Annotated in this window: 17 protein-coding genes; 15 read left to right on the top strand and 2 right to left on the bottom strand. The window is 38.8% G+C overall.

Features of this window, described 5'->3' with window-relative positions:
• The first annotated feature begins 28 nt into the window (after window positions 1-28).
• The 4 genes from ABIB40_RS02930 (at window position 29) to hemW (ending at window position 4,654) form a co-directional block, all read left to right on the top strand.
• Complete coding sequence (locus ABIB40_RS02930; protein WP_354355800.1) at window positions 29-2,686, top strand: hypothetical protein; 2,658 nt, start codon at window positions 29-31, stop codon at window positions 2,684-2,686.
• Window positions 2,687-2,874: 188 nt separating this feature from the next.
• Window positions 2,875-3,093: a DUF8507 family protein gene (locus tag ABIB40_RS02925; RefSeq protein WP_354355798.1), complete on the top strand. Its 219-nt coding sequence runs from the start codon at window positions 2,875-2,877 to the stop codon at window positions 3,091-3,093.
• Window positions 3,093-3,506, top strand: coding sequence for a putative toxin-antitoxin system toxin component, PIN family (locus ABIB40_RS02920; RefSeq protein ID WP_354355796.1), 414 nt, complete (start codon window positions 3,093-3,095; stop codon window positions 3,504-3,506). Before ABIB40_RS02925 ends, ABIB40_RS02920 begins: the two co-directional genes overlap by 1 nt.
• A gap of 14 nt (window positions 3,507-3,520) precedes the next feature.
• Window positions 3,521-4,654, top strand: coding sequence for a radical SAM family heme chaperone HemW (gene hemW, locus ABIB40_RS02915; RefSeq protein WP_354355794.1), 1,134 nt, complete (start codon window positions 3,521-3,523; stop codon window positions 4,652-4,654).
• Between the two features lie 869 nt (window positions 4,655-5,523).
• Here the strand turns inward: hemW and typA are convergent.
• The gene (gene typA, locus ABIB40_RS02910) at window positions 5,524-7,329 is read right to left on the bottom strand and encodes a translational GTPase TypA (protein ID WP_354355792.1); all 1,806 of its coding nucleotides are present in this window, start codon (window positions 7,327-7,329) and stop codon (window positions 5,524-5,526) included.
• A 376-nt stretch (window positions 7,330-7,705) separates the two neighbouring features.
• On the opposite strand from typA, the gene ABIB40_RS02905 reads away from it, so the two are divergent.
• From ABIB40_RS02905 to ABIB40_RS02890, 4 genes are all read left to right on the top strand, one after another.
• Window positions 7,706-8,113: a hypothetical protein gene (locus ABIB40_RS02905; RefSeq protein WP_354355790.1), complete on the top strand. Its 408-nt coding sequence runs from the start codon at window positions 7,706-7,708 to the stop codon at window positions 8,111-8,113.
• Between the two features lie 135 nt (window positions 8,114-8,248).
• A complete protein-coding gene (locus tag ABIB40_RS02900; protein WP_354355788.1) occupies window positions 8,249-8,791 on the top strand; it encodes a ferritin in 543 nt (180 codons plus the stop codon).
• 25 nt (window positions 8,792-8,816) lie between these two features.
• Window positions 8,817-9,212, top strand: a complete 396-nt coding sequence (locus ABIB40_RS02895) for a GlcG/HbpS family heme-binding protein (RefSeq protein WP_354355787.1) — start codon at window positions 8,817-8,819, stop codon at window positions 9,210-9,212.
• 118 nt (window positions 9,213-9,330) lie between these two features.
• Window positions 9,331-9,999 (top strand): NAD-dependent epimerase/dehydratase family protein, encoded by a 669-nt coding sequence (locus ABIB40_RS02890; RefSeq protein ID WP_354355785.1) that lies wholly within the window; start codon window positions 9,331-9,333, stop codon window positions 9,997-9,999.
• A gap of 563 nt (window positions 10,000-10,562) precedes the next feature.
• Here the strand turns inward: ABIB40_RS02890 and ABIB40_RS02885 are convergent.
• Entirely contained in the window at window positions 10,563-10,964 is a 402-nt protein-coding gene (locus ABIB40_RS02885; RefSeq protein WP_354355783.1) for a winged helix-turn-helix transcriptional regulator, read from the bottom strand.
• Between the two features lie 143 nt (window positions 10,965-11,107).
• Here ABIB40_RS02885 and ABIB40_RS02880 point away from each other — a divergent pair, with 143 nt between their 5' ends.
• The 7 genes from ABIB40_RS02880 (at window position 11,108) to ABIB40_RS02850 (ending at window position 15,243) form a co-directional block, all read left to right on the top strand.
• Window positions 11,108-12,049, top strand: coding sequence for a ketopantoate reductase family protein (locus ABIB40_RS02880; RefSeq protein WP_354355781.1), 942 nt, complete (start codon window positions 11,108-11,110; stop codon window positions 12,047-12,049).
• Between the two features lie 180 nt (window positions 12,050-12,229).
• Window positions 12,230-12,682 (top strand): Crp/Fnr family transcriptional regulator, encoded by a 453-nt coding sequence (locus tag ABIB40_RS02875; RefSeq protein ID WP_354355779.1) that lies wholly within the window; start codon window positions 12,230-12,232, stop codon window positions 12,680-12,682.
• Between the two features lie 218 nt (window positions 12,683-12,900).
• Window positions 12,901-13,203, top strand: a complete 303-nt coding sequence (locus tag ABIB40_RS02870; protein ID WP_354355777.1) for a YceI family protein — start codon at window positions 12,901-12,903, stop codon at window positions 13,201-13,203.
• Window positions 13,200-13,451, top strand: a complete 252-nt coding sequence (locus tag ABIB40_RS02865; protein ID WP_354355775.1) for a YceI family protein — start codon at window positions 13,200-13,202, stop codon at window positions 13,449-13,451. The genes ABIB40_RS02870 and ABIB40_RS02865 overlap by 4 nt, the downstream gene beginning before the upstream one ends.
• A 47-nt stretch (window positions 13,452-13,498) precedes the next feature.
• Window positions 13,499-13,912: an ester cyclase gene (locus tag ABIB40_RS02860; protein WP_354355773.1), complete on the top strand. Its 414-nt coding sequence runs from the start codon at window positions 13,499-13,501 to the stop codon at window positions 13,910-13,912.
• 192 nt (window positions 13,913-14,104) lie between these two features.
• Window positions 14,105-14,767, top strand: coding sequence for a peroxiredoxin family protein (locus ABIB40_RS02855; RefSeq protein ID WP_354355771.1), 663 nt, complete (start codon window positions 14,105-14,107; stop codon window positions 14,765-14,767).
• Between the two features lie 278 nt (window positions 14,768-15,045).
• Entirely contained in the window at window positions 15,046-15,243 is a 198-nt protein-coding gene (locus tag ABIB40_RS02850) for a hypothetical protein (protein ID WP_354355769.1), read from the top strand.
• Window positions 15,244-15,304: the final 61 nt, after the last annotated feature.

The following is a 15,304-nucleotide window of genomic DNA, read 5'->3' as shown; positions in this document are numbered from 1 at the left end:
ACCTGCGATAAATTTAAACGCTCCTTCTATGACCAGACCAATTAACATCAATACCGCTTTGAAAAGTACGATTGTGGTTTTCCTCATGTTGACAGGCCTCGTTTCCAAGGGGCGTGCACAAGAGGAGAACAAGATATCGTTTATCAATACCTTTATGGACACCTTGGCCAAAAAGTTGCCTGCGGAGAAACTCTTCCTCCAGACCGACAGGGAATTTTACAGCCAAGGCGATACTCTTTGGTTCAAGGGCTATCTGTTCGGTGCGAAATATCTCAGCGCATCCAAAAAAAGCGGGGTAGTTTACGTCGAGCTTATCGGCAAGGACAACAAGGTGGCAAAACGAATGGTGCTGGAGACCAGCGACGGGCTTTTTAACGGGTCGATGGCCTTAGATGGCGATGGGCTAAAAACGGGATACCTTACCCTGAGGTCCTACACCAACTGGATGCGCAACTGGGGAACCTCCTCTTTTTTTAGCAAAAGCCTTTTCTTCGACCGTTTGGCCGGGACATCGAAAGTTGGTAATTCCGTGGGTTCAACCAGGAACCAGACAATTGCCTCCGAAAAGGCGAAAAGAGACCAACAAAATACAGATAACGACATAGACCTGCAATTTATGCCAGAAGGCGGGCACTTGGTCGATGGGCTGGCGGCCACCATCGGCTTCAAGGCAATGGCCGCAGATGGCAACGCTATGCCTATATCGGGCATTGTCTACAACAGCAAAAAACAAGAGGTGGCAAAGTTTGACTCCTTCCACGCCGGCATGGGGGTTTTTGACCTGACCCCCGTGCCGGGCGAAGATTATTATGCTGTCATCACTTCGCTGCCCACCTCCAAAAAATATAACCTTCCCCATGCGCTTCCATCGGGCGTAACGCTACGCGTGATCAACGACCTCGAAAGTGGCGAGATAAAGGTAAAGATCAACGCAGCTCCTCACGTTAACAACAAATCGCCGTATTACCTGGTCGCACAATCGAGGGGGGCGCTCTGTTATGGCGCAATCTTGACCTTCAAAGATCGGGAGGTCATCGCAGATATGCCCAAAAGCAAGTTCCCCAGCGGGCTGGTGCGTATAACACTTTTCGACGAAAACCTGAAACCGATAAATGAGCGCGTTACGTTCGTGGACCACCACGATGGACTAAAAATAGACCTGACCACTTCTACAGGTGACCTCCACACCCGCGACAGCGTATCCCTACGCTTGAAGGTGACCGACAAGGCGGGAAATCCCGTGGAGGGCAGTTTTTCTGTCGCCGTAACCGATAACGGACTTGCGCCCGCAGATTCCAGCAACAATATCCTGACCTCCTTATTGCTCAGCGGCGACCTTCGGGGACAGATAGAGGACCCCGCCTATTACCTTGTTCCCAAACCAGAGAACCATGCTGCGCTGAATTGCCTGCTGTTGACACAGGGATGGGCGGATTACAAGTGGAACGATTTCAAATTGCCGCCGATCCAGTACCCGGCCCAGCGGGAGTTTACCCTGGGCGGCAAGATCACCAATTTTTTGAACAAGGGATTGCCCGACACAAGGGTCAGGCTGTTCTCCAAGCAGCCATTTTTTGTTCTGGACACCGTGACCGGCCAGCAGGGCGACTTCGTTTTCAGGGACCTGCCCCGCCTGGATACCGCCAACTTTATCCTTCAGGCGCTAAAAAAGAATGGCGATACCAAGACCGTAAACTTTATAATGCCAGACGATGAACCAGTGCCGGTGTCGGTTCTAAGGGCAGCCACTCTACCAATGAAAAATAAAACACTCGACAGCTCGTTGGTTCGGGCACTAAAAAACAATGTGGAGATAAAAAACAAAGAAGAGGAAGTGATGGGCGGCAAGAATACCCTGAAAGATGTGCTCATCGTGGCAAAGAGAAGTATAAAAGGTTCGAAAAACCTCAACGGGCCTGGCAATGCCGATCAGGTTATCGATGAAAAAGAACTCCTCAAGGCTAAAAAAACATCACTTATGGAACTTTTGAGAGAAAGAATCACCGGTTTTCATGAGGGTATGTTTCCTTTGAGAGCAAGTCGATCCGGCATCACAAATGGAATGCCTCCCACCCTGACTGATAAAAACCTCAACGTGCAGAAAAGCAGCTACATGATAAAAGTCCACCGGGTAAAACTTGTTTTCGATGGCATAGATGCCGAAGACTATTTTCAGCCAAGCGACCTCGTAGAGAGGCCGTTCGAACGACTCATGTTTTTGAAGGGAATTATTGAACAGTTCAGTGCGGAGGACATCAAAGGCATGGAAGTGATGTACAGCAATAGGTACAACAATATTTATAATGCGAAAATATCCTCGTCTTTTGAACAGTTGACATTTATCAGCCCGGTAGACGATATTGACTATGCGTACATAGAAATTACAACAATTTCTGGTAGAGGCCCATTGATTAACCTTAAAGATGGCTTCTATACCTACAGACCCACAATACCTTCGTGGAGCAGAGAATTTTATAAGCCGCGATACAAGAGTGCAGCCACCGGCACAAAAAACGATTTCCGTTCTACGCTCTACTGGGCACCAAATGTGGTGACCAATGCCATCGGCGAGGCTACCCTCTTTTTTTTCACATCAGACAGGACGGGAGTTTTTACCATCACCGCACAAGGCAGTAACATGAATGGCTTAATTGGCGCAGGGTATGGAGCATTTGAAGTAAGGTAAGGTCACCAATAATAAAACATCCGATATGGAAAATCGAATCATCCCCACTTTTATCGTTAACCTATGGAAAAGGGAAGACGGGCTCCAGTCAATTTCAATCAAATTTGAAGGCTCTAAAAGGCAAGCTAAAAAAGACATGGTTAAATAAAATTAAATTTTTTGTATTTTTGCGTAAATAGCGTTTAGTTATGGCACATACCCTAAATCAGCATACCGAATTAAATCCTCTGCAAATTAGTTTATTGAGGTTATTTGATAGACCTATGCCCGAAACTGAAGTTTTAGCACTCAAAAGGCTATTGATTAATCATTTTTCAGGATCTTTAGAGAAGGAAATTACAAAGGTTATCGAGGATAAAGGTTACACTAAAGAACATCTGGATAATTTACTGAATGCCAGTAGCTAGTGCGAGTTGTAATTGATACAAATTGCTTGCTAGCTTCTATTGCGCCAAAAAGCAGCTATTATTGGCTATACCTCGCTTTTAAAGACGAACGATTTGAATGGTTGATTAGTAACGAAATTCTAACTAAGTATATTGAAAAACTTACAGACATTTATTCTGAAAACACAGCAATATTAGTGTATTCTATATTAAGTGTTGCGCCAAATGTAAATTTTACAGAGCCGTTTTTTAAGTGGCAATTGGTTGAACAAGATCCCGACGATAATAATTTTGTAGATTTGACTATTGCTGGAAGTGCGGACTACCTGGTTACCAACGACAACCATTTCAATCCTTTAAAATCAATAGATTTTCCGAAGCTAAATATTGTCTCCTTGGACGAGTTTGAGAAGATAATTTTTGAACAACCTTAATAAATTTTTATCGAGTGTCAGGCATCTACATCCACATTCCCTTCTGTAAAAAAGCTTGCCATTATTGCGATTTTTATTTTACAACGTCTTTGCAGCAAGAAAGTATAATGGTTGAGGCCATTTGCACTGAGCTTGTTTTAAAAAAAGAAAGAATTAAGGGAAATGTGGCGAGCATTTATTTTGGTGGTGGAACACCATCTATCTTAAGCGAAGAAAGCCTCGGCAAAATTTTTGATACGATTTTTAAAAATTATACCGTTGACCGACAAGCCGAGGTTACTTTTGAAGCAAACCCAGACGACTTAACTCAGGAGAAAATTAAGCTATTTAAGCGTTTCCCAATAAATAGGTTCAGCATTGGCATTCAGTCTTTTTTTAATGAGGATTTGGTTTGGATGAACCGAGCACACAACGCCAATGAGGCAGAAACCTGCGTACAACTGGCACAGGATAATGGATTTGAAAATTTAACAATAGATCTTATTTATGGTTTCCCGCTCTTAACAGACTTAAAATTGGAGAGTAATTTAGATAAAGCGCTTGATTTACAAATTCCGCACATTTCTGCTTATGCGCTAACCGTAGAGCCGAGAACGGCTTTGGCTTATGCCATTAAAACAAAAAAGCAACCCCCCATCAGCGATAAACAAAGTGCCGATCAGTTTATTACCCTCATGGAGAAACTCTCGGCAAACGGTTTCGAGCAGTACGAGATTTCTAATTTTGCAAAACCAGGCAATTACGCTGTGCACAATACAAATTATTGGCGTGGTGTTCCGTTTATTGGCATCGGACCATCTGCACATGGCTTTGATGGAGCGAACCGCACCATGAACCCTGCAAACAACGCCGTTTATTTACAAAAGTTAGAAAAGGACATTTTACCAGAGCAAGTTGAAATACTGAGTATAAAAAATCGCTTTAATGAATACGTTATGACATCGCTCCGTACTATGTGGGGGTTAAGTCTTGATAAGGTAAAACAAGATTTTGGAGAAACCTTTTTATTAGCAACCAAAAAGCAATTGCCAAAATTTTTGGCAAACGGTTGGCTACTGCAAAAAGGAGAAACCATCTATTTAACGCAAAGCGGAAAATTGTTTGCAGATCACATTGCATCAGAAATGTTTGTGGTTGAAGAAGATTAATTGATAAATCAAATGTAATCTTAAGTTAGATTGTTAAATGTAACTTAAGTACTAAACACAAGGAGATTGCTTTCCCGAGAAGTCGGGGGCAGGCTTTCGTTCTTCCTTACAACGACAAACTTATCTTAAATAATTGATAATTAATTGTATATCAGCCATTTTCCTCACATTCTCCGAGTCGGAGGGCAATATCATAAAATTAAGCTAAATTACTGTAAGTCTGAGCTTGTCGAAGACCTCTCAATAATCAAGAACCTACAAAATAGTTATCCTTCGACTACTTTTCCCGACCATTCGGGAAGCTACTACTGACGTTTTTATTTAAGTCGTTAATTAATAGATGATTGAGTTCTTAAAATTTTAACACTTCCATCTTAGCAAAATCGAACCCCCGCTCTGTCTAACGCTGTCCTCGCCAGACGGGCTTTGTTCTTTTTCTTGAAAAAAAGAACCAAAATTCAAGGCTGGCAACTCTTTGGGTAAAAACTCGCCAAACCGATTTTGACAATAATTTGAGGCCTTCCCAATCGCTCATTCCCCTACCACAGGCTGCAAATTCTTTTTGGACAGTGCGGTTTGAAAATTTCTGCACGCCGGTTTCTGGCGTTTTTTCCTCCAAACTGTTGCTAGGCCGACCCCACCGGGTTGGCTATAGCGAGTGCCGAAAAATATAGCTTAGCGAATACCTTTAATCTAATGTCTAATACCTGTCTGGGAGTTCGTTGTGAGCAACGAAGCAATCTCTAGGCTACGCGCAACTAAGTGCCATAATCTGGCCTAGTCCAAAAAAGTCAATCAACAAAAAAAGCCTCCCCGATTGCTCGGAAAGGCCATATATGTTTATCCGCGGAAGCGAAAAGAGCTAAGGATTAAGCAAACTGCTTGCCTTTAACTTTACGCTCTTGCTCGGTTAAATAGATTTTACGCAAACGCATACTTGCAGGCGTAACCTCTATATACTCATCACCTTGAATGTATTCCATTGCTTCCTCTAAAGAAAATTTAATGGCTGGTGCAATACGGGTGTTATCGTCAGTTCCAGAAGCACGCATATTGGTCAATGGTTTTCCTTTTATTACATTAACCACCAAATCGTTATCGCGAATGTGCTCGCCCATGATCTGGCCTTCGTACACATCTGCACCTGGATCTACAAAGAAACGACCTCTATCTTGCAGCTTATCTAATGAATAAGCGGTGGTCATTCCTTTTTCCATAGAAACCAATACACCATTTAAACGACCAGGAATAGTTCCCTTCCACGGTTCGTAACTCTTAAAACGGTGTGCCATAATTGCCTCACCAGCGGTAGCGGTTAACACGTTGTTACGTAAACCGATAATTCCGCGAGCGGGAATCTCAAATTCCAAATGTTGCAAATCGCCTTTTGGTTCCATAATTAGCAGCTCGCCTTTACGCTGCGTTACCAATTCTATCACCTTGCCAGAAACTTCTCCGGGTACATCTACAATCAAAGTCTCAACTGGCTCGTGTTTTTTACCGTCAATTGTTTTAATAATAACCTGTGGCTGTCCAACCTGCATTTCATATCCCTCGCGACGCATGGTCTCGATCAACACAGATAAATGCAGAATACCACGACCGTAAACCAACCAAGCATCTGGAGATTCTGTTTCAACCACTTTTAAGGCCAAGTTTTTCTCCATTTCCTTCATTAAACGATCTCTAATACGCTGAGAAGTTACCAACTTACCCTCTTTACCAAAAAATGGCGAGTTGTTAATGGTAAACAACATATTCATGGTAGGCTCATCTATGCTAATAACCGGCAATTGTTCTGGTGCATCAAAATCAGAAATGGTATCGCCGATGTCAAATCCATCAATTCCAACTACCGCACAAATATCGCCAGATTTCACTTCTTTGGCGCGGATTTTTCCAAGCCCTTCAAACGTGTAAAGTTCCTTAACACGAGATTTTACCATTTTACCATCACGCTTAATTAACGTTATAGCCTGGTTTTCTTTAATGCTACCGCGATGAACACGGCCAATAGCAATACGACCCACAAAAGAAGAATAATCTAAAGAGGTAATTTGCATTTGTAAAGTACCCTCGTTTATCGGCGCAGGCGGAATAAATTCTACTATGGCATCTAATAAAGGGAAAATATTATCGGTTGGTTTGTTGTAATCTGTGCTCATCCAACCATTTTTAGAAGAACCATAAATTACAGGAAAATCCAATTGGTCTTCTGTAGCTTCTAAATTGAAGAAAAGCTCGAAAATCTGCTCGTAAACCTCTTCTGGGCGACAGTTTTCCTTATCAACCTTGTTTACCACTACAATTGGCTTTAAGCCTAAGGCCAAAGCTTTCTGAGTAACGAAACGAGTTTGTGGCATTGCACCTTCAAACGCATCACAAAGCAATAATACGCCATCGGCCATTTTCAACACACGCTCTACCTCGCCGCCAAAATCTGCGTGACCAGGAGTATCTATAATGTTGATTTTAATATCTTTATACATTACCGACACGTTCTTAGAAACAATTGTAATGCCTCGCTCACGTTCTAAATCGTTACTGTCTAATATTAAATCGCCACTCACTTCGTTATCACGAAAAATAGAGCATGCGTGTAGAATTTTATCAACGGTGGTTGTTTTACCATGATCTACGTGTGCTATGATAGCAATATTTCTAATTTTTTGCATAAATGCCTTCTAAATTTTTCGCAAAGCTACGTTTTTTTGTTCGATTTATTTTAGACAACCAAAATATTTTTACAAGAAAATATTTGTTAGATTTTGATTGTCAATAGATTGTACCTCACACATGTATATAAAAAGCTTTTCTCTCTTCTTTTTGAAAACCAATGGCAGTAGCATTTCTGCTGGTTTCAGCCCCGCTTTTTATTCAAAGTCCGCGCTTCCCGAATCAAAATCGGGACAGGCCGTTCCTCACTGTGGGCTTTCCATTTCAATCGGGTTTAGGCACTAGGAGCAAAAGTTCCAAAACAAAATAAGCACTCGACCACAAAAACCTTGTTCCACATTTTTTTGTTCTCAACGCAATAAGCTCAGAAATCGAATGAAATTGTCAAAACACTTCAAAACTCCAATATTCTTTTGGCTGATATTGTGTCCGCTGTTTGGCTTTGCACAAAAAGCCTTCGAAATGATCCATTACAAAGGGGTAGTTAATGGAATAAGCGTTAAATGCGACTTAGCGAATGGATACATCGGAGCTACCGAAATAACCATGCTGCCGCGACATAAAAAGCCTTTAATATTTATCGCGGCATCCTTATCGCCAGATAACCACAGAGCAATCAAATTTCTTCATTATCAAAATCCGTTAAAGGCAGACGAAAGCTATTTTATTTTACAAGGTATGAAAGAGCTTTACCAAGAAGACCCGTCTAAGCTATTTGGCGTTTATAAAGAAAAAAACAAAAAATATAAAGTTGAGCTAACATTGGTAAAAGCTGCACAATAGCCACAAGGTGCGTCAGCAATTTTAAACCGGCTAAAATCATTTAAAATTTGCGGGAGTTCCGAGATACACTTTTCAAACAAAATCGGCCTATCGCTGTTTTTCTTTCTCATAGTTTTAAACACAAAAAACAATAAAATGAGCAATAAAAGAATTTCTGATAAAATGGAGGCGCTCCTAAACACCCAAATGACTCGCGAAGCTTACCAAGCACAAGTGTACCTATCTTACGGCAGCTGGGCAGAAGTACATAATTTTGATGGCATAGCTACTTTTTTATATGGCCACATGCAAGAGGAGCGCGAGCACATGTTTAAAATTTTAAAATACATAAATGATCGTGGTGGAAGCGCAAAAATAGAGGCAATAGAAGCTGCTCCAGTACACCCAAAAAGCGTGGGTGAATGTCTGCAGAATATTCTGCAACATGAGATTGAAAACTCGGCAGAGATAGATAAAATTGTAAACTTGGCTTTAGAAGAAAAAGATTGGGCAACATTTAGTTTTGGCCAGTGGTTTGTGAAGGAACAAATAGAAGAAGAAACTTTAATTGGCGATGTAATTGCAAAATATAGCCTTGCCGCTAGTCAAAATGCGGAGCATAAAAACCTTTACGAAGTTGATAAAGATTTAAAAACTAACCCGCAAAGCGCTACCATTCCTAGAGAAGAAAAAGTTTAGAAGTTAACAAAAAAAATTCAGAAAGATGAACATTACCCTGGCGCAAGCCGAAAAAATGATTGAAAAATCGAAGAGAAAAGCAGAAGAAATGAGCTTGAAGATGAACATTGCTGTTGTAGATGCAGGCGCAAACCTAGTGGCGTTCGGCAGAATGGACGGCGCTTGGTTGGGTTCCTTAGACATTTCCATAAAAAAGGCAAAAACCGCACGTTTCTTTGATATGAATACTGGCGAAGTAGGAAAACTTTCGCAGCCTGGACAACCTTTATACAACATAGAGCATTCTAACCATGGTTTGATAACGTTTCCGGGTGGCATACCTATTAAAAATAGCGAAGGCGAAATTATTGGAGCGATTGGCGTAAGTGGTAGCTCGGTAGAAAATGATCACGCTGTTGCATCTGCAGGTATCGAATCTTAAATCCTACACTTTGTAAAATTATTAAAGGATGTTCTAAAAAAACATCCTTTTTTGTTTTCAGAAAACGAGAGTTTAATTTAAAATCCGTTAATTAGAAGAATTCGATCAAAACTAACTCATGGGCAGAACTGCAATTATATTTGGCGCAACAGGTTTAATCGGCGACATTTTGCTGCAAAAACTTATTAAAGACGATGCTTACGAAAAAATCACTGTGGTTGCCCGAAGACCAATAGCCCCCCAACACCAAAAAATTGAATTTATTGAAACAGATTTCGACAACTTGGAAAAGGTTGCCACGAAAATTGTGGGAGACGACATCTTTTGTTGCATCGGCACCATCCAGAAAAAAACACCCGATTTGGAAATCTACAAAAAAATAGATTATCAATATCCCTTAACTTTTGCCAAAATTGGTTTAAAAAATGGATCTAGCTCCTTTAACCTAATTTCTTCTATGGGCGCCAATCCCGACTCACGGTTTTTTTATCCAAGATTAAAAGGCGAGCTGGAAAGAGATTTATCGGCAATGCCATTTAAAACCATAAACATTTACAGGCCTTCGCTTTTAGACGGAGAAAGAACAGGCACTAGAACAGCAGAAAATTTTTTCATAAAAACCATGCGCGTCCTCAATCCACTGCTTATTGGCTCATTAAAAAAATACCGCAGCATTAAGGCAACTTGCGTAGCAGAAGCCATGTTAGAGCAAGCAAAAAACACAATTTTAGGCACACATATCTTTCAATCTGATGAGATAGTGGAGTTGGTCGGAAAAAAGCAGTAAGAGCTATATAATTTGTTTCTTAAAAACGTTCGGTTACATAAATCTGAAACATAGTTTAATGAGACGTATTTTTGAGACACGAAAGAGAGCAATTTTTTAACTTATTTGACTAGAGTTCAGAATCTCGATAAACCGGGGTTTTTTGATATACATCAGACGCCATAAGAATTTTGATTTTTACATTGAGGCTAAAATTCTACCGATTGTTTTAATTTTGACAATTTGTCGAAAATTTGATATTTTTCAAAAATGCCAAAACTTTGTGTTAAAAGCGGATCTTACTATGCTTCGTATCAATTTTTGTAACCAGTTATATAAATTTTATTTCAAAAAAACAAATATTCGCATTGTGATAATGTGCTGTTAATTCATGTTTATCTCTATTTTTAATAATTACATACTACATTATTTATAGAAAGAATAGTTACCTGTTCGTTAATTTAACAACATCATTGACCGCTAGACTATTAAAAATTTTAGTGGATAATTTTGGCTATAGCGTACGCATTCCAAATCAAGCGTGAAGCGATACAATTTAGAGCAGTGAGTTATAAAATCACCAATTAAACATCAACATTATCTAGTGCTCTGAGTTCATCTTTCCAATCCATCGTCCATCTTAACAATGCCATGACCGGATCTGCAGTGCTCTTACCAAAATCGGTCAGCCAATATTCTACCCGTGGAGGAACTTCGGGATAAACCTTTCGCTTTACCATTTTATACAAAATTAATTTTTTGAGGGTTTGCGATAGCATTTTGGGTGATATGCCATCGATTTCCCTTTGTAGCTCGCTATTCCGTTTTTTCCCATGAATAAGGGATCCCAAAATCATTAAAGTCCACCTATTGCCCATAATGGTATAGGTTTGATGAAGGGCGCAAAAGTATTCTGAATTGTTGCTATCCAATAATGCTTTTTGTAAATCTTCTATGTTTTTTAAGTTTTTATTAGTCTTGATCATATTTGAATCCATTTATTACTTTAGGGTACCTATACTACTTTCGGGTGCCTTCTTGCAAATATATAGTAAAAGCTATAATTTTGATGACATATCTTAGAACTGAAAAAGTTTGATGCTAATGCATCAATACAATTTATAAAAATATGAAAATTCTAATGTTTGGACGCGGTGTTATAGCCGTACAATACGGTTGGGCTCTGCAGAAAGCGGGTCACCAAGTCGAATTTTATGTACGCCCGGGAAAGGCCGCCCAATATGGGTCAGAACTAGCTTATAAATTGCTGGATGCCAGAAAAAAAACTAAGGGAGTATTGATTGAAGAAGTTCGGAAATTAACCTTGCAGGAGGATATATCGAAAGAAAATAATTATGACCTAATCATCTTAAGTGTGCAGCACTACCAGTTTGCCGAAGCTGCTACTTTTCTTGCGCCAAAAATTGGGAAGGCCACGGTACTGATATTTAATAACTTTTGGGAAGACCCGATAAGACTGTCCGATAAGTTTCCAACACAGCAATTGGCGTGGGGTTTTCCACAATCTGGAGGTGGGTTTGATAGTAATGGAATAATGAAGGGAGCACTATTTGCAGATGTCCACTTTGGCACTTTTGATGCAGCACCTAACGAGCGGGAAATAGCTGTTCGTAATTTATTTAGAAATGCAGGTTTTAAACCAATTGAACACATTGATTTGAAGGGTTGGCTGTGGATCCATTTTGCTATTGAGGCAGGTTTATTTAGCGAAGTTTTAAAGGTAGGCTCCGTAAGTGAAGTCATAAAATCGCGTCGACATATTAAAAATGCAATTTTAAATGTTCGTGAATTGTTGCCCGTCGTCACAGCGCGCCGCATATATCTAAAAAATCACAAAGAAGATTTGTCGTTCTATATGCAGCCCGCGTGGCTGGCATGTTTTCTGTTTCAGATGCTTACAAAAATAAGCCCGCCGTTTAAATTTTTCATTCTAAGCCATAACAACCCCGAAGAGATAAAATCATATTGTCGGGATGTCTTAAAGGAAGCTCGGGCTTTAAATATAAAAGTTCCAAGACTAGAGTCCATCGCCTATAAAGTTGTGGATTGACTAGCACCAAAATTACTGGAATACTTAGATTGACCAGTGTTTTTATATTGATAAATAAATAGAAATGGGCATTTTTTTAGATAGAATTGCTTCTCAATTACTGCGAAAGTTTTCTTAATGAAAAGGTATTCATGCGCTTCCGTATGAAATTTGATTGCCTATTTGATTATCTTTATTTTTATGGGAGAATTTTCACCAATTGTTGATCATGTTTCAAAATTTATAAAGCTAACCGAAGAAGAAGAACATTTTTTTGTATCTCTTTTACGAATCAGAAAACTAAGGAAAAAACAATTTATAGGGCAACCTGACTTTATCACAAGATATCGTAGTTTTATAGTTTCAGGCGCTGTAAGGGCATATGTTATCGACATTAAGGGGCACGAGCATACTATTGGCATCGCAATTGAAGATTGGTGGATTGGAGATTTTGCAAGCTATATTTTTCAAACACCGGCTACCTATTTTATAGAAGCCTTAGAAGATTCTATAGTAATAGAACTTGAATATCAGGCAGAGCAAAAGCTGCTTGAAGCGAATCCGAAATTCGAAAAATTCTTCAAAAAAGCGCTGGAACAGATCGTCGCAACGCTTCAGCAAAGGTTGCTTTCTAGTTATAGTACAGCGCTATGATGAATTTGCCGAAAAATACCCTGAATTTTTAAATCGCGTTCCTCAATACGTTTTGGCATCCTACCTCGGTTTTACCACCGAATTTCTCAGCAAAATCAGAAACAAGAAAGTAAAAAAGTTAAACTAGTTCAACCTTATTTCTTAATCTATTTCATTTTTAATTTTATCTGCTTTCAAGAACTTTGTGGTCTCGATGTCGAGAAATAAAGGAGATTATTATGGCAGTTAAAATATGGGCAATAGACCCTATGCACTCGGAAGTGCAATTTAAAATCAAACATTTGGTTGTTTCAACCATAACTGGTTCCTTCAAAAAATTTCAGGGGACTGTAACCACCAATAAAGAAGATTTTACAGATGCCGAAATAAACTTAAACCTGGATGTAAAGAGTATTGATACAAATCAATCAGACCGTGATGAACACTTGCAAAAAGCTGATTTTTTCGATTCGGAAACTTATCCCGAAATAAAGTTTCAGTCCACATCATTTACCAAAAAACTAGTAACGATTATGGCATGACTGGTAACTTAACCATAAAAGGGGTTACTAAAGTTGTTACCTTGGATGTAGAATATGGTGGCTCTGAAAAAGATACGTATGGAAATTTAAAACATGGATTTGAGGTAACGGCAAAAATTAACCGCAAAGACTTTGGAATGACCTTTAATGCAACTACAGAAAAAGGTGGATTGGTATTGGGAGAGGAAATCAAGTTGATGGCAAACATCCAAATCATGCAAATGGCTGAAAAACCAATGGATGTTTAAGCATAAATAAACTGATTGTTATCGATTTTTTTAAAAAAAATATAGAAATGGAAGAAAAAAACAGTGTTGAGCAAAACAAAGAAGTAGTAATAAAATTCAATTTTGAATTTTTTGAAAAAGGAAATATTGAAATTACAAAAGAATTATTGGCAGACACCTTTACCAACCATACCGCGCCACCAAATGCGCCTAAAGATGCGAGTATAATGATACAATTCATTTCGGGCTTTCGTAAAGGCTTCTCAGATATTTCCATTCAAATTCATGAGGTTTTAGCCGAAAATGATAAGGTTTCGCTGAGGAAGACCATAACCGCAACCCATGTTGGTGAATTTATGGGAAAACAACCTCAAGGCAAAAAAGTAACATTGAGCGTAATTGAGATAGATATTTTAAAGAACGGAAAAATAACCGACCACTGGAGTAGAAATGATTTTATGCAGGTATTTCAAGATTTATAGTGTTACCAAAATAAGACCAAATTAAAAGAGGCATTTACGCTGTCTATAACTTGTTAAAATATATTGTTCATGAAAGTAAAATTTGCTTGAATCGAGAAATATCAAAACAGAGTTAATTTGTAATCGTTAAACCGATTGTGTTTAATAGGAATACGAAGAATAAATTACTATCAATTCTAAAATTAAGAAACCATGTCAACAATAGAAGAAGTACAATCGTACAAACAACAAAAAGATGAATTAAATAAGCAGGTGGCTACCTCACTTCCGCCCGAAATTAAAGCGGTGTTTGATCATGATGCAGAAAATCTAGGAAGAACATATCCTAATCCTTTAAAGGTCGATGCGGGAGATAAAGCTCCATTGTTCACGTTGCCAAACGCTTTAGGCAATGAAATAAGTCTTGAAAATCTTTTAAAGACGGGAAAGGTTGTAATGGTTTTCTACCATGGCGAATGGTGTCCGTTTTGTAACCTTGTTTTAAAAACTTATCAGAACATACTGCCTCAGATAAAAGCAAAACGCGCCAACCTAATTGCTATTTCCGGTCAATTGCCAAATAACTCTTTAAATACTAAAGAAAAAAACAACCTGGAATTTGAAGTCTTATCTGATGCTCACCAGATGGTAGCAAAGCAGTACACTACCGTATTTAAAAATGGCGAAAAAGAACTGGCAACTATGAAAGAATTAGGAATGGATTTTAATTCTTTTTATAGCGATCAATCAGGCGAGATACCAGTACCTGCTGTGTTTATAATTGATGAAAATGGTATGATTAGTTATGCCGGTTCGGGGGGAGGAGACTATCGCGAAAGGATTGAACCCGAAGAAATATTAAAAGCATTGGATTAAAAACAGTTGATAATTGAAGTAAATGATTTTATGTAGGTATTTCAGAGCTGGTAGTTTCATTAATGTTTGATAAAAAATTACAAAACCATGTGGATCGATAAAAATTAAACAGAATCGCACACAAAAGTGTTTTAGTTTATAAACTTTGTACAATGAGTTAGTTAATATGGAACAAGAAATAAAAGCGTTTGCAATAATCATACGACCCAACCAAATTGACATCTAAACACAATAAAACTAGATTTGGATAATTATAAGTTTATGACTTATCCTAACTTATGGACCAAAAATTTGAAATGAAAGAAAAAGTGAAAGTAGTCTTAATAATAGGTGCATCAGGAGGAATTGGCGAAGCCCTTGCAAATAAATTGGCAGAAAGAAAATACAATCTTTTGCTTGAAACATCACTAGAAAAGAAGCAGCACCAAGAATCTATAGTACGATCGTTCTATTCTTTTCTGTCATTTCTTCGCTGAACAGGCGGACATTTACCCTCATATAGTAAATAGGTTAAAAATTTAATGATTAATTTTATAA

It is taken from the genome of Pedobacter sp. UYP30, from assembly GCF_040547165.1.
In the GTDB taxonomy this organism is placed as follows: Bacteria; Bacteroidota; Bacteroidia; order Sphingobacteriales; family Sphingobacteriaceae; genus Pedobacter.
This window is presented reverse-complemented; position numbering and strand designations above follow the sequence as displayed.

Coding starts and splice junctions, on each gene's coding strand:
- ABIB40_RS02930 (WP_354355800.1), top strand. CDS start 29: ATGACCAGACCAATTAACATCAATACCGCTTTGAAAAGTACGATTGTG.
- ABIB40_RS02890 (WP_354355785.1), top strand. CDS start 9,331: ATGGGCAGAACTGCAATTATATTTGGCGCAACAGGTTTAATCGGCGAC.
- ABIB40_RS02900 (WP_354355788.1), top strand. CDS start 8,249: ATGAGCAATAAAAGAATTTCTGATAAAATGGAGGCGCTCCTAAACACC.
- ABIB40_RS02860 (WP_354355773.1), top strand. CDS start 13,499: ATGGAAGAAAAAAACAGTGTTGAGCAAAACAAAGAAGTAGTAATAAAA.
- ABIB40_RS02865 (WP_354355775.1), top strand. CDS start 13,200: ATGACTGGTAACTTAACCATAAAAGGGGTTACTAAAGTTGTTACCTTG.
- ABIB40_RS02875 (WP_354355779.1), top strand. CDS start 12,230: ATGGGAGAATTTTCACCAATTGTTGATCATGTTTCAAAATTTATAAAG.
- ABIB40_RS02870 (WP_354355777.1), top strand. CDS start 12,901: ATGGCAGTTAAAATATGGGCAATAGACCCTATGCACTCGGAAGTGCAA.
- typA (WP_354355792.1), bottom strand. CDS start 7,329: ATGCAAAAAATTAGAAATATTGCTATCATAGCACACGTAGATCATGGT.
- ABIB40_RS02885 (WP_354355783.1), bottom strand. CDS start 10,964: ATGATCAAGACTAATAAAAACTTAAAAAACATAGAAGATTTACAAAAA.
- ABIB40_RS02850 (WP_354355769.1), top strand. CDS start 15,046: ATGGACCAAAAATTTGAAATGAAAGAAAAAGTGAAAGTAGTCTTAATA.
- ABIB40_RS02880 (WP_354355781.1), top strand. CDS start 11,108: ATGAAAATTCTAATGTTTGGACGCGGTGTTATAGCCGTACAATACGGT.
- ABIB40_RS02895 (WP_354355787.1), top strand. CDS start 8,817: ATGAACATTACCCTGGCGCAAGCCGAAAAAATGATTGAAAAATCGAAG.
- ABIB40_RS02925 (WP_354355798.1), top strand. CDS start 2,875: ATGGCACATACCCTAAATCAGCATACCGAATTAAATCCTCTGCAAATT.
- ABIB40_RS02855 (WP_354355771.1), top strand. CDS start 14,105: ATGTCAACAATAGAAGAAGTACAATCGTACAAACAACAAAAAGATGAA.
- ABIB40_RS02905 (WP_354355790.1), top strand. CDS start 7,706: ATGAAATTGTCAAAACACTTCAAAACTCCAATATTCTTTTGGCTGATA.